Source organism: Paenibacillus sp. J22FR21, assembly GCF_056269135.1.
In genome coordinates, this window is the sequence record NZ_JBWDNJ010000007.1 from 186,906 (window position 1) to 204,759 (window position 17,854).

The window sequence follows — 17,854 nt, forward strand, 5'->3', positions numbered from 1 at the left end:
ACGATTTCCAGCGAAGGAGGAGACAGATTTCACTGTTCTACCTACTATTTTCCATATTGGGAACTTCCGCGCCAAAATTATAATTAGAATTGCGGTCTCAGCATGTCATTCGAAAAATGAAGGGAAATGGTGAACATGGTCAGCATTAAGAAGTGGGTCTCGATAATAGCAGCCGTAATGATGGTTTTCTCGTTGGCTAGCCAAGTCGTGCCCGTTTTCGCAAACGCTTCCAATGAGCAATTTGCCAGTGATTTTAGCAGTGCCGAAGGTTGGACACTGGATCCTACGCTTTCGATCGCCAATGGTAAGCTGCATTCGGAGTCATGGAGTGCCTATCTGCAATCGGCGATTACCGATCAGAGCTTTACTGGTACCTACTCGATGCAAGTCGACGTCGAGGCCCCTTTGTCGAGCGGACATTGGAATGCCACGCGGCTGCTCTGGGGGTATCAAGATGCAAGCAACTATTACGAATTGCTCCTGGGTAATGCAAGCGTAGCGAACAATGCGACCAACGTTTCTTTGAAGAAAATCGTGAACAATGCAGAAACCAGCTTAGCGCCGGATATTGTGTTTGGAATAGGCGGCAAAACAACCACGTTGCAAGTTGTCCAAGAGGATGACGGACATATCTCCGTGAGCGCTCTTCAAGCGAATACGGTCACCAAGCTGTATGACCGGATCGAAGATCACACGTATAATGCAGGCAAAATGGCAATCGGTGTCCGAAGCAGCCCGATTGATTTCGATAACTTCCGTGTCGTTGCGGGTGTAGAACAATTGACGGCGCCGGAGCAGCCGGAAGTTCCGGTCGTAGAGACGCCGACTATGGCAGAGGGCAACTTCGAAGTGCAAGGGAGTGAAATTAAGGATCCGACTGGAAACGAGTTTATCGCCAAAGGCGTTAACGTGAACGGACCGCGCTGGCCTTGGTCTCGCCCGACATTGCCAGACGTCAGTACGATTGTAGACACATGGAAATTCAATACGGTTCGAGTGAACATGTTCCCGCGCATGGAGCATTGGAACATTACCAATAACATGGACTTGGACGGCATCGTGAATGCGTTCACCTCGAGACATGTCGTAACGATGCTCGAAAATCATGATTTTACAGGCTCATATCCGGGTGAAACCGGCGTTACGGAATCAGATGGCAGTTATTCCATGTCGGTAGACGAGCTCAAAGCGTATTGGGTCGATCTGGCTACGAAGTACAAAGACAACCCCTACGTCTGGTTCAACATCATGAACGAGCCGGGCCAAGCCGGTAAAGGGTATTCAACAAGCGAATCCATTGCGCGCTGGAAAGAAGTACATGAAGAAATTATTGCCGCGATTCGAGCGATCGGAGCGGAGAATATCATCGTACTGGATGGTCATTTCTACGGCCAAGAAGGTGGATTCAGAAACGGAACGGCTGACAGCGCGATATTGTCTACGGGCGAGCAGCTGGCAGCAACATACGATAATCTGGTGTTCTCGCTCCACATGTATGGCGAATGGTTTAATGGCCAGCAGCGGCTCGCGAACTATCTGGATGAAGCTGCAAGCAAAGGCCTGGCACTTATCATTGGGGAATATGGCGGAGGCGACAGCCAAACTACGAACGTAACGGCCGCGATGTTCAACGAAGCCGTTCAGCGTAATGTCGGTCGCCTAGTATGGGCATGGGAAGGCGAAGACCAATTCGATCTTACGGCCGGTACGACCAAAGGCGGAGGCTGGGAAGTCGATAAGCTGGACGGTTCGCGTCCGACAAATCTCAGCTGGTTAGGCGCACAGGTGTGGGATGACAATCATAATTCGTTGACGCTGCCGGTGACACTTAATCTACCTGTTATGGTTAATGGTAACTTCGAAGACGGCTTGACCGGCTGGCTGAACTGGTCGCGTGCCGAGCTTGCAGCAGGCGTTGGCATCGACAGCTCGAAAGCGTTCAAAGTGCCTGCCGGTGGAGCGGGTGGCGGCGGTCAATATGTTACGGTTAAGCCAAATACAACGTATACGCTGACGGTGTGGGGTAAAGTGAGCGGAGCAATTGTGGCGGATAGTGCGGATGCCGGCTTCCAGTACAAACCGACGGAGCAATCCCCGGATTCCGATCAAATCAAATTCATCTTGTCGTTTGATTCGACAGCTTGGACGAAGAAAGAAGTGACGTTCACGACGGGGCCAAGCGTTGCCGGAGCTAACGTATTCGTATGGAAATCAGCCGCAGGCGTGGATCTGCTGGTCGACAACGTGTCTCTTGCCGAACAGCCGCCAATCATTGTGAATGGCGATTTCGAGAAGGATCTGGATGCTTGGATGAACTGGGGACGTCTTGAAGCAGCGGCAGGTGCAGGAGTTGGCGGCTCGAAGGCACTGAAAGTGACAGCCGGAGGCGCCGGAGGCGGCGGACAGTTCGTAACGGTGAAACCGAACACGAACTATAAGCTGACGATTTGGGGCAAGGTGAGCGGAGCAACCGAAGCGGATGGCGCCGCGGCAGGTTTCCAATACAAGCCGACGGATCAGTCACCGGATTCTGACCAAATCAAGCATGTGCTGTCGTTCGACTCGACCGAATGGACGAAGAAAGAGGTCGTGTTTAAGACGGGAGCAAGCGTAGCGGCTTCGAACGTGTTTATTTGGAAAAACACAGCGGGCGTCGATTTGCTGATTGACAACGTTCAATTGGTGGAAACAGCGGAAGAACCGGGAGATGTGACGCCTGAACCGCAAGGCTTGACGCTGGATGCCGCTGTATTCAAGAATGAGGCGGGCGCAGTAGTAACAAGCGTGCCTGCAGAAGGCATGCTGCTCGCCGAAGTGACGGCAACGAATCATGGTGCGGCTCAGCCCGTGACCCTCGTTGTGGCGCTGTATAACAAGAAAGGTGTCATGAAGGCGATGTCCTCCGTATCGAGAACGTTGAAGGACGGCGAGACAACTACGTTCACCAGCGGCTTCGATCTGCCGAAACGCGCAGAGAAGTTTACGGTCAAGGTGATGATTTGGAATAACCTTCAGGACAAGGTGCAATTGGCGGAACCAATCGTCATGCTGCCAGTGACGAAGGATGACAAGAAAGAAGAGAAGAAGCAAGAGAAAGAAGACAAGAAGCAAGAGAAGGAAGACAAGAAAGACGAGAAGAATGATAAGGACGAGAAGAAGGACGATAAAAAGGGAAAATAATAAGCGAAGTGTCCCGGATTCCGCATGAGGGAGCGAGGCTGTCCCGGGAGTGGCATTATGCCACTCCCGGGACAGCTATTTTGATTGGGGGAATGGTTGGGATTATGCTGCAAGGCGTGGAAGGTGGCTTTCTCTGCACCATGGCGTTCTGACGGGGCATAAGAAGGTTTACACCGTCAAAGCGGAAGACCATACGACGAAATTATCGCTCGTATTGCTAGCTGGCATATACATGGCTGAGTGGGTGGAGCCGAAGTCCGGTGAGGTTATAGGCAAACATAGGCTTCAATGTATCAGTGACAGCTTAACCGTTGAAGCTCCGCTGTATGTCGTCGACATCGCACTTCGGATCATGCGCATTCACCTGTCCGATTAGCACAAATGTAACGGTTGTCAGAGAGCTTATTTCGTGGAAATATCGCGTATTAAACCGCTAACGGTTGTGACAGAGGCTATATGCATGAAAATGGTGGATTCCGACTGGAAAATGGCCAAATAAGCTCACTGGCAACCGTTAGAGCAGAAAAGTGGGCCAATTATGCAAAATAAGCGCTGTCACAACCGTTACGATTTTGAACGTGGTGGTCGGGGATCCGCAGCCACTGAGGGTGTGGATCTTTCACATGCCCGCATAATTAAGCATATTAATCACAAAAACGTTAACATGGTTACATTACAACATAGATGCAGAACAGGCGGGAATCTAGCATAGGAGGTAAGGAATGGGACGACATGTTCACCTTTGGAGATGAGCATTAAGCAGCAATAACTGTACGCACATACAAAAAGGCGGCGCCGGGGAATCTCCCTAGCGCCGCCTTTTCGGTTAAAGAAGTGTCATCAAGGATGGGCGGCAACCCAATCGACGATGGCGCGATATTTTGGCGCGCTTGCGTTGGACTGGCCCGTGAACGCTTTGGCTCCCCACGCGCCGCCGGAAGACCAAGAACCGGCATGTGCATAATGGTTATAGAGCACGAAATACGGAGCAAACTTATTCAGCATGTACGTGTATTCGGTGTAGATGTTCTGGTTGCCGCTCCATTGATCGGCATTGGTCAGCACATGCTGTCCGCCTTCGTAGCAGCCGAGCTTCACGTTATATTTCTGCGCGATGGCGACTGCAGTGAGTACGCGATCTGTAAAGGTAGCATCAATATCGGCGTGGAACTGACTTTGAATGCTGGCACTTGCACCGTCCAAGCCGCTGCCGACATAAGGGGCGATCGCGATCATATCGGCTTTCTGATTCGTAGGATTCCAAGTGGTACTATTCACGACATTCGCATATCCTTGATCAAAGATGTCATAGTTGCCGCTGAAGGAGGCGACCCGCACGACGCGTGCAGCCATTTCGGAGCCGTACACAGTCGCGAATTGGCTCCAGATCTGAACCGATCTGTAGAGGCTGAATGCGCCGCCTTGGTACCACTGATTGGAACCGGGCAATCCCTGTGCTACGCCTTGATCGAGCGTATATTGGAATTGTGCGAAGCCGCCGTTCCATGTCTCATTGGAGTATTCGACGTACACCTTCAGCGACGGATTGAGCTTCGACTTGATCAACGTTGCAAGCTGGTTGGCATAGTTGTTATCTGCCATATGCGGCAGGGTGACCCACATATCCTTGTTGGTTCGGTTACTGAGATCGATCATCCATTCGTAGGCAAGGCCAGCTCTGATCGGATCCGTTGGCCCGATGTAGCCGATGTCGCTGTTGACGGAATCATTCGGCAAGCGGCGCTGCGACCACGTTTGAACCTTGGAGTTATTGGTGCCGCCCCAATCCATGAAACGAAGCGTCGAATAAGGTGCGAGCTCGCTTATAAACGTCGGGTTCCACACATCATCGCCGTTTGCGTAGGCAGTGGCCCAGTTTACGGTCGTTTTGAACGGCGTTTCTCCGCTCCACGTGCCCATGAACCAGAAGTTCGTTCCGATCTTCATCGTTCCCGTACCGCCGCCCGGAGGGTTCGTGCCGCCTCCGCCGGTGCCGGTCGTAATAATCAGCTCCGGTTTCGTGCTGCTCTCCCGTGACTGGTACACTTCCCAGCCGCCAATGTTGGAGCTGAAGCCGAAGGTCATCGAGGAGCTGGCTGCGCTCAGCTTGCTCTGCACGGCCGCTGTAACGTCGAGTTCCACGTATCCGTTGGCCGTAACCGACTTGGTAGCGATTTGCGTGCCTAATGTTGGCTTCGCACCGCCTTCACTCCAGCTCTCGGTCGAGGCACCGCTTACGATCAGCGTATGGTTAGTGGCATGGCTGTTATGGTAAATACGAACCTTCGCGCTTGAAATGGTAGAAGAGATGCCGCTAAGCGAGAACTTGGTGAAGAGGTTGTTCCACTGGCTGACATTCAAGGTCGCATTCGTACCGGCAGCGACATCGCTCTGCGTATCCGTGTCAGCGACAGGATTCAGCGTAGAAGTTGAGCTCGTCGTATTCGGCGTAATGACGAGCACCGGTTTGTTGCTGCTTTCCCGCGATTGATAGACTTCCCACGAGCCGATATTCGTGCTGAAGCCGAAGGTGACAGAGGAGCTTGCGGTGCTTAATTTGCTCTGCACGGCTGCAGTTACATCAAGCTCGACGTACCCGACAGCGGACACGGCTTTCGTATTAATTTGGGAGCCTAATGCTGGTTTGGCAGAGCCTTCGCTCCAGCTTTCGGTCGAGGCACCGTTTACGATCAGGTTATGATTCGTGGTGTGGGTGGAATGATAGATTCTGACTTTCGCGCTGGCGATGGAACTTGGTACGCCTGACAGGCTGAATTTGGTGAACAAGTTATTCCATTGACTGATGTTCAATGTCGCATTCGTGCCGGCAGCAACATCGCTTTGCGTGTCTGTATCCGCTACCGGGTTTAACGTAATATCTGTCGCGGCCATTACCGTGGATTCGTCACGATACGCTGTGAATGACCAAATCAGGGCAATTGCCAGTACAATCGAAAGCCATTTCCGCATTACATATGCCTCCTTGAATAGTGGTGTAAGACTGCTTGGTTTCCTATGGATTTAAGCGCTTTCAACCTCCTTCAGTAAGAGGTTACCAAAGTGGATTTTTATGGTAAAGGCAAAGTTGTGTACTGGTGAGGGGGGAATTGTGTGCAGCATCGAAGCAGCAGTCGGGCTAATACCAGGTACTAGAACAAGATGGTACTTATGGGAGTCGAAGGTCCGCAGTATGATTAAGCCATAACAAATAACCGTTCAGGTTATACAGGAGGGCTATAAGCCATGATGGAAACGACGACAACGAATCGCAAAAACTTTTACCGTCGCCGCAATACACCGACGTACACATTTATGGCATGGGCAGCATTCGTGCTGGCATGCGGCTTCGAATTTGTGGGTATTTATACGCTGGAGCAGCCGCTGTCGGTCCAAGGCTATTATGCGGTAACCGGCGTTCTGCTCATCATTACCTCCTTCCTGCTGCAGAAGGTTGCGCGGGACAACGACGAAGATAATTTTCTCAAAGAGTTTAATCCGAGCTACCGCAGAAGAAACACATCGGCCTTCACCTTCCTCTCCTGGGCCGGCTTCGTGCTCGCGATTCTTGCTGAATATATCGGTCTCTACACCTTGGAAGAGCCCTTCTATGTAAAAGGCTACTACGCCATCGGCGGTGCATTCCTCATCGTGGCTTGTCTCGTCTTGCAGAAAACAATCCGTGACAACGAAGAGGATCAGCTGCATCTTAAAGAGACAGCGGAAGATCATACAGCTAATTTGTAGGCAACGGTCTAAGAAGACTTCCTTCACGAAATGTGAGGGAAGTCTTTTTATTAATAGCCGCATAATTCCGCATAAATCGAGGTGTAGGTTGGTGTTAAATAGCGATTCGTGAATGGTGGTAGGAGATCGTGTAAGTGAGGTGCATGAATTCCTATTTAATACAATCGCTCAGTATGTATTTTCGCATTTGTTACAGTTTACGGGACATCGGCGGCATGGCAGGATGGAGTTTGAGAGGAGGGGGCGCTGAACTTCGGAAGAGGCGGTATGTGAAGCAGGATTGGGCTAAGCAGACAAACGAGATTAAATCCATGAAATGAGGGATTGTTGAGGATGAGAAGTAAGAATGGCAAGAAGAATGGAACGTTGAAGGTGCGGGTCATGACGATTCTTTCTGCGTTATCGCTTATGCTTCCGATTATTCCGGCTACGTCAGCTTTTGCGGCTACACTGAATGTAACCGCTTACGGGGCAAACGGAAGCGACACGGCTGATGACTTGGCGGCTATTCAGAATGCTGTCAATGCTGCAGCAAGCGGCGATACGGTGCTGCTTCCAGCCGGTACCTATTATCTGTCTGCGAACGTTAACGGTAAATCCGGCGTCAAAATTGCGGGTGCCGGACGTGATGTAACGACGGTGAGAATGACATCCGGCTCAGCGTCCACGATGTTCTTCTACCTTCATAACGTGACGAACGCGGAAGTGGCCGATATGACGCTGGACGGCAACAGCAGCACGGTGTTGTTGTCCGCCGTTACATCCGAGTCAGGCGACAGCAACAAAATGCGCAACCTGCGAGTCAAGGATTTGGCCGCATCGGCCGGCTTCGGCCCTTTCGCACTCTATGCGATCGGATCCACTAATCTTGTAGTCTCCAATAACATCGTGACCAATACGGGCGTAAATTCGGATTGGGGTGGGGGCGTTCGTGCGGGCTGGGGTTCGAGCCATGCGCTGATCGAGAATAATACGATCTCCAATACCGGTCGCGGAGGGATTTTCGTCAATGATGACAGCCCTTATGCGACGGTGCGCGGCAATACGATTACAGGAACGGGCAAGAAGATGGAAGGGCTCGGCATCGAGCTGCATACCAACGTGGACTATTCCATCATCGAGAACAACAATGTCGACCATTGGATCAGCGCCGTGCGTTCCAAATATATTGCGGTTCGGAATAACATCGTGAAAGCAAATGACGGCTCGGTGGGCAACATGGGCCTTGAGGTCATGGTTGATCATGGCGTGACATCCGGCAACCTCGTGGATGGTGGTCAGCAAGTAGGGATGCAGCAGTCGCCTGGAACAGGCTATCAGCTGTGGAACTACAACACGGTCCAGAACATCGTCATGTGGGGCATGCAGCTCCAAGGCGCAGGCACCGGATTCACGGAGCAATATCAGTACTTCTACAAAAATACGTGGAAAACCGGTCCAACCGGCAATCCTGCCGCGGCCTATCCGGGCTATGACGGCAACGCGGTTCGGATTCATGGCGATACGAAGAATATCGTATTCGACAGCAACCAAATCCTCAATAACGGCCGCAAAGCCATTGAGATTACGACAGCCAGCGGAACAGATCGTATCAGCTTCATCAACAATACGATTACCGGCAATGGCGGTCCGTCCATTGACCAATATCCTTCCTCTGCAGCGGATCTGGAGTGGAGCAATAATACGGTAAGCGGCAATGGGACGAATACGCAGCTCACGAGCAGAGGCTTCAGCGATGCGAAGCCGGTCGCGAACTTCACGGCTCCGCTGACCGTACAGCTGGGACAGCCGATTACGTTTACGAATACATCCACGGACAATGGAACGATCGTTGAGAATCTGTGGGATTTGGGCGAAGGAATCCCGGTTACGACGGCAAGCCCGACTTATACGTATCAGAATGCCGGTACCTACAAAGTTATACTTGGCGTGTGGGATAACGGAGGAAGAGCAAGCGTGAAAGAACAGACGGTTACGGTCTTTACCGGACCGCCGGATACGACGGCTCCTACCGCTCCGGGCAGCTTGTCCGCACCTACGAAATCGAATGTAACGGTAGATCTATCGTGGACGGCATCCACGGATAATGTGGGTGTCATCGGCTACGACGTGTACAGAAGCAGTACATTGATCGGCTCTACAACGGGTGCAAGTGCAACGACGTTCAATGTTACGGGTTTAACGCCAAGCACCGCGTACAGCTTCACGGTCAAGGCGAAAGATGCTTCAGGCAACGTTTCCGCAGCAAGTAATACGCTGAATGTAACGACGGATGCCGGCGATACGCAAGCACCAACGGCGCCATCGAGCCTCGCTTCGCCAACGAAGAACGATACGAGTGTCAGCTTGTCCTGGTCGGCTTCCTCGGACAATGTCGGCGTAACGGGCTACAACATTTATAACGGTTCGACTTTGGCGGGTACGACTACCGGGGTAAGCGCGACTTCCTTCACGGTTACGGGCCTTGCATCGAACACTTCGTTTACGTTTACAGTTAAAGCGAAGGACGCATCGAACAATATCTCGGCGGCCAGCAACGCGCTAACGGTGACAACGGATCCTGCGGCAAACTGGGTGAATTGTGCCGGCGAGAACAATCCATGTAACTTCACAGGCACGAAGCAAGTTCGCTATGGGGTACCGGGCAGCTACGCATACGGAACGTTTACGAACACGGTCATGTGTTCCAACAACGGCTTCGGAACGGATCCGGCGGTGGGGCAATACAAGACATGTGACGTTAATCAAGCCGGCGGCACAGGCGGCGATACGCAAGCGCCAACGGCGCCGACAGGTTTGAGTTCGCCGTCGAAGACGTCGACAAGCGTTAGTTTGTCCTGGACGGCATCGACCGACAATGTAGGTGTCACAGGTTACAATATCTATAACGGAAGCACGTTAGCTGGTTCTACTACAGGTGCGACAACCTTTACCGTGAGCGGCCTCACTGCAAGTACGGCCTATACCTTCACGGTTAAGGCCAAAGATGCAGCAAACAACTTGTCGGCAGCGAGCAGCGGGCTGAATGTAACGACGAATGCGGCCTCGGATACGACGGCACCGTCGGCACCGACTGGTCTGAGTTCGCCATCCAAGACCTCGACAAGCGTTAGTTTGTCATGGACGGCATCGACCGACAATGTCGCCGTCACAGGCTACGACGTGTACAACGGAAGCACGCTGGCAGGCTCCACAACAGGTGCGACAACCTTCACCGTGAGTGGCCTCACTGCAAGTACGGCCTACACGTTTACCGTTAAGGCCAAAGATGCAGCAGGCAACGTATCGGCTGCGAGCAACGGGCTGAATGTAACGACGAACGCATCTTCGGACACGACGGCACCAACGGCGCCGACTGGTTTGACTTCGCCATCCAAGACGGATACGAGCGTCAATCTGTCCTGGACGGCTTCGACGGACAACGTCGGCGTCACCGGCTATAACATCTATAACGGAGCTGCTCTTGCAGGTTCGACAACAGGTGCAACGACGTTCACGGTAACCGGCCTGACCGGCAGCACTGCGTACGGCTTCACGGTCAAAGCGAAGGATGCGGCGAATAATTTATCCGCTGCCAGCTCCACGCTGAACGTGACGACGAACGCGCCGTCATCAGGAACGAACGGCTTGCTGGGCCAATATTATTCCGGTGAGTTTGGTACGCTGGCGCTGAGCAGAACGGATGCCACCATCGACTTCGATTGGGGCGGCGGACGGCCGACAGACGATGTGCCGGGTGAATGGTTCACCGCGAGATGGACCGGTAAAGTTCAACCGCAATACTCGGAGACCTATACCTTCTACACCCACACGGATGATGGCGTGCGTCTGTGGGTGAACGGCGTACAAATCATTAACAACTGGGTCGCCATGAACGGGGAACTCAGCGCAACCGTTACGCTGACCGCCGGTGTGAAATACGACATCAAGATGGAGTATATCGAGAACGGCGGCAATGCGCATGCTCAGCTCTCTTGGTCGAGTGCTTCGCAAGCGAAGCAAATCATTCCTACGGGCCGCTTGTTTACAAGCTAGCCGGCACTGGAACTGCAGTTTTGCTAGTGAAAAAGGGCGTTCCTTCAACTTTTGTTGAGGGAACGTCTATTTTTGTGCAGAAATTGGGAACGGTAAGGATGTAACCTTTTATCCACGGCTGCCGTCAATAGACACATACCTCATACGATAGCTCGTCCAATCTCACACCAAGGAGACTATACCAAATGAAAAAAATTACGATACTCATGTTGACCATTGTCATCGCCATTGTGCTGGGCGCTTGTGGAAACAGCAAGGACCAGAACGAGGGGCAGAATCAAGGGCAAAACCAGGGGCAAAACCAAGATCAGAATCAGAATCAGGAGCAGGTCGTCGGTTCGAAGCTGTCTGCGAAAGAGATGATTACCGAAATGACGAAACAAGCGGGGCAGCCGATGTTTATGGAGCTCGACAAGCTGACGTTAAAGCGGTTTTATCAGATAGATGCAGCACTCTTGGAGGATTTCAATGTGCGCATGCCGATGGCGAACCTGTCCGCGAATGAAGTCGCGATCTTCAAAGTGAAGGATGCCAAGGATATTCCTACCGTGGAAGCGGGAATTAAGAAACGGGCTGAGGAAGTGCAGAAGGAGTTCGAATCCAAGAATGCCGATCAATATGAGAATGCCAAGAACTACAAGCTGCTGACGAAAGGCAACTACGTGTTGTTTATCATCTCCAGCAAACAAGCCGACATGACGAAGGTTTACGAGAGCTTCTTCGAGAAGAATGGCGGCGTCTAAAATAAATCCGTCCATACGCAGCGGCGACTGGATTCCTCGCCAAGCATGCGTTACACTAGCGATATCGAATGGAAACGGCCTGACTTTGCCTGCCTAGGGCAAGTCGGGCCTAATCTGTGTCTACATACAGGAGGATTACGATGCCAGAACTAAATAGAGTATATACCGGAGATTGCAAGGTACTTCGATTCTTTGAAGAGCTGTCTACGATTCCAAGGGGATCGGGGAACGAGAAAGCGGTCAGCGATTTCATGAAGCAGTTTGCGGAAGCGCGCAACTGCACCGTGTTTCAGGATGAACGTCACAGCCTGATCATTAAGAAGCCAGCCTCGCCAGGGTATGAGCAGGCACCGGCAGTCATTTTCCAAGGCCACTTGGACATGGTTTGCGAGAAAAACAAATCGACCGAGCATGACTTCACCAAGGATCCGATTCGCTTCAAGCTGGACGGCGATATGATCTATGCGCAGGATACCACGCTCGGGGCGGATAACGGCATCGGGGTATCGTTTGCGATGGCGTTAATCGACTCAACGGATCTGGCGCATCCCGCGCTGGAAATTCTGCTGACGACGGAGGAAGAAACGAGCATGGCGGGCGCGGAGCATATCGACGCTTCGAAGCTGAGCGGGAAGATGCTCATCAACTTCGACTCTGACCGGGAAGGCGTGCTGTTCGTGAGCAGCGCCGGAGGCGCATCGGCGTTCCATACAGTGCCGATTGCTTGGCAGGATGGAGGCAGTGCCGGAAACAAGTCGTACACCATTGCCGTACAAGGGCTGAAGGGCGGTCACTCCGGTGACGATATCATTCACGAGCGCGGCAACGCGAACAAGCTGCTTGGTCGCGTGTTGGATGATTTGCGCCGGCATACGGCATTCGACTTGGCTGGCATTAGCGGCGGGATGAAGGTGAATGCCATACCTCGTGAGGCGGAAGCGGTTGTGGGCTTAAGCGAAGACGGGCTGCGCGTTACGGAAGAGCGGATTGCAGAGTGGAATCGTATTCTGCAGGACGAATATGAAGTATCGGACCCGGGCGTGAAGGTGACGATGGACGCAGGGAGCGGCGGCGGAGAGGCTGTCCGTTGGTTCTCGGAAGAGACGAAGCTGACGGTTATCCGTCTGCTCGCGTTGATCCCAAGCGGCGTGCTGAGCATGAACAAGGCGATTGAGAACCTCGTTCGGACGTCGACGAACATCGGTACATTGTCGACGCGCGAGAATGAGGTCGTCTTCGAGAGCCTCGTTCGCAGCTCGCATCGTTCCCAGCTTGATGCGGTGCTGCAGCAGATGGAAACGCTCGGCGAGGCAGTCGGCGTGACGTACCGGCACGATCATTATTTCCCGGGCTGGCCGTATCGCTCGGATTCGAAGGTGCGTGAGGTGTTCCAAACGGTCTACGAGCGCAAATACAGCAAGCCGCTGGAAGTGAAGGCGATCCACGCCGGCCTGGAATGCGGCATCTTTATCGAGAAAATGCCGTATCTCGATGCGGTGTCCTACGGACCGAACATGTACAACTTCCATACGCCGGAGGAGCATGTGTCGATCTCGTCCGTGGAACGGACTTGGGATTTCCTGCAGGATATTATGCGTGAATTGAAATAGTTGTTAAGGCGCGGGGAGAGCGTTCCCTTGCGCTTTTTTTTGTCCCAAGGTCGATCCGCCTCGGAATGTTGCGGCGGCTTGTCAAATGTTGCAGGATATGCAGCATTTTGCTGGAATTAGGTTTCAAAACTAATAAATGTTGACGGAAATGCAACATCTTGCAGTGCAGGTGGCTTGTACGAAGCTCATTGGGCTAATATGTTGCATATTGCGCATCATTTGCTCCTAATACCACTTAGATATGCTCCAAATGTTGCCTATTAGGCAGGATTTTCTTGCCACAATGTTAGATAGTATGAGATATTCGCTAGTAGAATAGGGGGCTGCACGAATGGAAGGTTTGGCCTTGGCTCAGAAGGAGCCGATCATGAAGAGCGAGCATTGCCCTGCATGCCAGGCGGAAATTCCGGCTTTTCCGGATTTTATGTCTTGGTGCGAGTGTGGGTGGAATCTGCTACCTTATCAAGGAGATACCGCACCGACCAGGTTTCGCACAACCTACGAGCGACTTGGCAGAAATGTGGGGAAGCGGATTTTAAAGGACATGGAGCAGTTGGAGCAGCTGCAGCCCAAACAGAGCTCTTCTCGCATTGCACTGATTCTGGTTGCTACATTAATTCACGGCCTGTCGTTTAGCTACTTTCTTCTATGCTTATATTTGTTGTGGGTAAGTTTTCACCATTACTTTACATTCATTCTTACGGTTCCCATGTTAATACTGCTGTGGTTACAGCGCCCTCGCATCCCGAAACTAAGCAAATTTGAGAAAGAGGACATCGTGCCGAGAGAACAGTTTCCCACGTTGTATTCGCTGGTCGATAACGTTGCTGATTATCTAAAGTTACCTCGAGTGGGCGGTATTATTTTGGATGAACAATTCAATGCTTCCTATAGGCAAGCAGGCTGGAAGCTGCGAAGCTATGTCACACTCGGACTTCCCTTCTTTAGCATCTTAAATCCGGTTGAGAAAACAGCACTTATCGGACATGAACTGGGGCATGGGGTAAATGGTGATTTTAACAGATACTTGTATATCAGAACGGCCTATGACACGCTGGTGCGGTGGTATCACTTCCTAAATCCGATGGGAGATTATACGTACCAATTTTCCTTTGTCGAAATCATCACCCAAATCACAAACCTGCTCATGAAGCTGGTTTCTTATATCCCCAGAGCACTTATTGAAGTCTTTATTCATGTCATTTACTATGAAGATCAGAAGGCGGAATATAGAGCGGATTACCTCGGGGCGAAGGTAGGCGGAACCGAAGGAGCGGTAGGGTTGGAGCGTATTCAATTCTGCCGAACAACCTTTGAGCTGTCGCTGCAACGCTTTGCGAGCAGAGGCCATAAAGGGAATTATTTTAATGAGTTAAAAGGGGCTGTCCGCAGCATTCCACAACGAGAATTTGAACGGATTAGGCGAGTGGGCATGCTGGAGGGATCCACCTTGAATAGTACGCATCCTCCGACTGCCTACCGGATGGCGGCGCTTTTGCAGCATACGCAGTTGGCTCCGGAGGCACTTCAGTTAACGGCAGAGCAGTGTAATCAACTTGATCGCGAGCTGAGCAAGGTAGAGGCGAAGCTGCAAGAGCGGCTTATTAGGGAATATAATAATCGGATATATTAAAAACGAAAAGCCTATCCAGTACCACGGTCGAACATAGTCCGTGGACAGCCGGATAGGCTTTCTTTATATGCAGTAGCAAGCTTACTTCGCCAGCTCCCCAAATCGGGAATAGACCGCGAGTGCCGGGTCAATCGGGACATCTGCGCGTTGTACATTGGCCGGGATGTTGATCGTTGGCGTCGGACGCGGCAGTCGGCCTTCGAACTGAGGCAGATATTGCTGCTGCGCAATCATCATCTCGGTCACCATCTCGCGGATTTGCTTCAGCGTGAGGACAGAGGATGTGAGGGGATCGAGCGCAACGGCTTGCACGACTGTTTCCGGGTCGCCGGTCTTCGCGGCAAGCACGGTCAGGCGCTGCACGTTGATGTTGGTCATGTTCAGCGCGGCGCATTGTGGAGGCAGATCACCATTGACCGTGCGATGCAGGCCGTTGCGGTCTGCGAAAACAAGGCCTTCGGCGCAGCAATCTTCCGGTAGGTTGGAGATCATGCCGTTATTGCGCAGATTGCCGCTGAACTTGAAGGTGTTCCCTGTTTCAAGTGCTTCGATGATATAAGCGCAGTATTCCACGCTGCGCGGCGGGAGGTCCACCGGCTCATCGGCAAGGACATCTTTCTCGCGGTATTTGTCCGCAACATACGTGCACCATGTGTAGTAGGCGCCGCTTTCACCGCCGAAGGACGGCTCGTCGCAGTAGAGATCAAGCGCCTCTTGGCTGGAGCGGAACCATGGCACGTACTCGGAGAGATGGCCGGTCGATTCGGTCATGAAATAACCGAAGTGACGGAATACCTCGCCGCGCACCTTCTCATTGACGTAGAATTCCGGCTCCTCGAATTTCTCACGCAGACGAGGGTACAGATCTTCTCCTTTGTGCGACAGCTTCGTAAACCAGCCCATATGATTGATACCTGCAGACACGTAGTCGATTTCCTGCTTTGGCACACCGACATAGCCGGAGATCAGATCCAGCGTAGTCTGCACGCCGTGGCAAAGCCCGACATAGTTAATCTTCGTCTCGCCAAGCGCCCAGCAAATCATCGCCATCGGATTGACGTAGTTCAGCAGCGTCGCATTCGGACACAGCTCTTCCATGTCACGGGCGACGTCGAGAATGATCGGAATGCTGCGCAGCGCGCGGAACACGCCGCCCGGTCCGAGCGTATCGCCGATGCACTGGTCAACGCCGTAGGAGAGCGGAATCTTGTAATCCTTCTCGAACAGATCGACGCCGCCGACCTGGAAGGAAGTAATGACGTAGTCGGCACCGCGCAAGGCTTCCCGGCGATCCGTCGTAATCGTAACCTTGGACTTCAACCCATTATGGGCAATCACCTTATCGGCAAAAGCCTTCACCTGCGTCGTCTTGCTCGTAGACGGTGCCATCAGCACAAACTCCGTCTCTTCAAGCACCTTCGTCGCCATAATGTCCAGCATCAGCGTCTTGCAGAACACAATACTGCCTGCACCAATGATCGCGATTCTTCTCATGGTCTCAGCTCCTCATTTTTTATCGGATTCAACCTGCAAACCTGCAAACCAAACACCACGCAAATTCTAACGAACCCTACAGGTCTTATTTCGGCAATAATAGCTGCGAAAATAATCTAACGAACCGTAGGGGTCTTATTTAGTCAAATTTCGAGCAAAAAACAAACTTTTGGAGGAGATTGCACCTGTACGGTTCGTTAGAAATTTTCAGGTGCCCATTTGGCCCAAATAAGGCCTGTGGAGTTCATTAGAATTTCCCAAAGGGGAAATGGGAGCTCTGTGCCGCCGCGCGCTCCGCATCACCGCGCGCCAAGCGCCCCCCTCAATCTCCGCCCTACAAATTCGCGGGCTGCTGCCCGTATGTGCGCGTCATAAAATCAATATAGGAGCGGGCGAGGATGAGATCCTCGAGCGCTTCCTTGGAGGTACATGGCGCAGGGCGATCGCCGCGTACGGCAGCGAGGAAGTTCAGCGCCTGATTGCGCATGGCCGAGACGTTCGGCATGATCGGCTGCACGATTTCCGGCGAGCCGAGTTGCGGATTGTCCTTGTAAATGGTCACTTTGCCGGCCTGCTGACGAACGAGCGGGGCAGGCAGATCAACGCGGACGAAGCCTTGCTCGAACGTCGCGATTACTTGCTCATGCCATTCGATCGACGTTTGGTAGGCAGCCATCTCAAGAGAGACGGTTACGCCGCTCTCGCTCTCGCCGACCAGCAGCACGCCGGCGCGATCGCCGAAGGTCAGCTTATAGTTCTCGCCCAGGAAGAAGCGGATCGCATTGACTTGGTGAATGTAGTAATTCACGAATGCATCGAGATCACGCGTCTGCTGATCCGTATAATCCGCCGGACCTTGCTCCAACACGAGCGATGGGTACGGCTCGCCGGCACTCAGCGGCATGTCGGCCCCGGCAATCCAGTCGCCCGGCGGCATCGCAACGCGAATGCTGCGCAGCTTGCCGTAGTCGCCGCTTGCGCGCCAAGCATCGACTTCCTTCTTGGCGCGTTCCATCGCCGGATCGGACCGCTTATGGTAGCCCACCATATGAAGCGTACCGGTTTCTTCGCTGATCCGCACCAGCTCCCGGCCGGCTTCCACCGTTAAACAAAGCGGCTTCTCGGTGAAGACAGGAATGCCGGCTCTTAGTATATCGGGAATAAGAGCAGGGTGATGCCGATACTGCTGCGGCGCCACGATTGCGTCCACTTTGGCCTGAGCGAGCAGCTCTTGATGACTCGCATATACTTCCGGAATCCCATAACGATCTGCTACTAATTTGGCGGATTGGGGCCGTACTTCAGCGAGCGCGACAACCTCGCACTGATCTCGCAATACCGCGTAGTTGCTGAGATGTGCCATCTGTCCCATGCCGCCGCCGCCGACGAATCCGATTCGTAATTTGCTCATTTGA

General features: G+C 52.6%; 9 protein-coding genes and 2 pseudogenes. 8 read left to right on the forward strand and 3 right to left on the reverse strand.

From position 1 onward, the window contains the following. The first annotated feature begins 135 nt into the window (after positions 1-135). Together AC0YNS_RS24035 and AC0YNS_RS24040 are read left to right on the forward strand one after the other, a co-directional pair. The gene (locus tag AC0YNS_RS24035; RefSeq protein ID WP_475783474.1) at positions 136-3,180 is read left to right on the forward strand and encodes a cellulase family glycosylhydrolase; all 3,045 of its coding nucleotides are present in this window, start codon (positions 136-138) and stop codon (positions 3,178-3,180) included. Positions 3,181-3,229: 49 nt separating this feature from the next. Continuing rightward, complete coding sequence (locus AC0YNS_RS24040) at positions 3,230-3,556, forward strand: hypothetical protein (RefSeq protein ID WP_475783475.1); 327 nt, start codon at positions 3,230-3,232, stop codon at positions 3,554-3,556. Between the two features lie 464 nt (positions 3,557-4,020). Here AC0YNS_RS24040 and AC0YNS_RS24045 read toward each other — a convergent pair whose 3' ends face one another. Next, positions 4,021-6,150 carry a CBM96 family carbohydrate-binding protein gene (locus AC0YNS_RS24045; protein WP_475783476.1) on the reverse strand — a complete coding sequence of 710 codons (2,130 nt, stop codon included), beginning with the start codon at positions 6,148-6,150 and terminating at the stop codon, positions 4,021-4,023. 342 nt (positions 6,151-6,492) lie between these two features. On the opposite strand from AC0YNS_RS24045, the pseudogene AC0YNS_RS24050 reads away from it, so the two are divergent. The 6 genes and pseudogenes from AC0YNS_RS24050 to AC0YNS_RS24075 all read left to right on the forward strand — a co-directional run. Further along, positions 6,493-6,630 (forward strand): annotated as a pseudogene (locus tag AC0YNS_RS24050) (YiaA/YiaB family inner membrane protein); the annotation flags it as partial. A 54-nt stretch (positions 6,631-6,684) separates the two neighbouring features. Next, a pseudogene (locus AC0YNS_RS24055) lies at positions 6,685-6,924 on the forward strand (YiaA/YiaB family inner membrane protein); the annotation flags it as partial. A 333-nt stretch (positions 6,925-7,257) separates the two neighbouring features. Further along, entirely contained in the window at positions 7,258-10,959 is a 3,702-nt protein-coding gene (locus AC0YNS_RS24060; RefSeq protein WP_475783477.1) for a fibronectin type III domain-containing protein, read from the forward strand. 185 nt (positions 10,960-11,144) lie between these two features. Continuing rightward, positions 11,145-11,702, forward strand: a complete 558-nt coding sequence (locus tag AC0YNS_RS24065) for a DUF4358 domain-containing protein (protein ID WP_475783478.1) — start codon at positions 11,145-11,147, stop codon at positions 11,700-11,702. A 140-nt stretch (positions 11,703-11,842) separates the two neighbouring features. Beyond that, on the forward strand, positions 11,843-13,312 hold the full coding sequence (locus AC0YNS_RS24070) for an aminoacyl-histidine dipeptidase (protein WP_475783479.1): 1,470 nt from the start codon (positions 11,843-11,845) through the stop codon (positions 13,310-13,312). A 331-nt stretch (positions 13,313-13,643) separates the two neighbouring features. Then, positions 13,644-14,945 (forward strand): M48 family metallopeptidase, encoded by a 1,302-nt coding sequence (locus AC0YNS_RS24075; protein ID WP_475783480.1) that lies wholly within the window; start codon positions 13,644-13,646, stop codon positions 14,943-14,945. Between the two features lie 81 nt (positions 14,946-15,026). Here AC0YNS_RS24075 and melA read toward each other — a convergent pair whose 3' ends face one another. Further along, positions 15,027-16,439, reverse strand: coding sequence for an alpha-galactosidase (gene melA, locus AC0YNS_RS24080; protein WP_475783481.1), 1,413 nt, complete (start codon positions 16,437-16,439; stop codon positions 15,027-15,029). Between the two features lie 334 nt (positions 16,440-16,773). Continuing rightward, positions 16,774-17,850: a Gfo/Idh/MocA family protein gene (locus AC0YNS_RS24085; RefSeq protein ID WP_475783482.1), complete on the reverse strand. Its 1,077-nt coding sequence runs from the start codon at positions 17,848-17,850 to the stop codon at positions 16,774-16,776. Between the last annotated feature and the right edge of the window lie 4 nt (positions 17,851-17,854).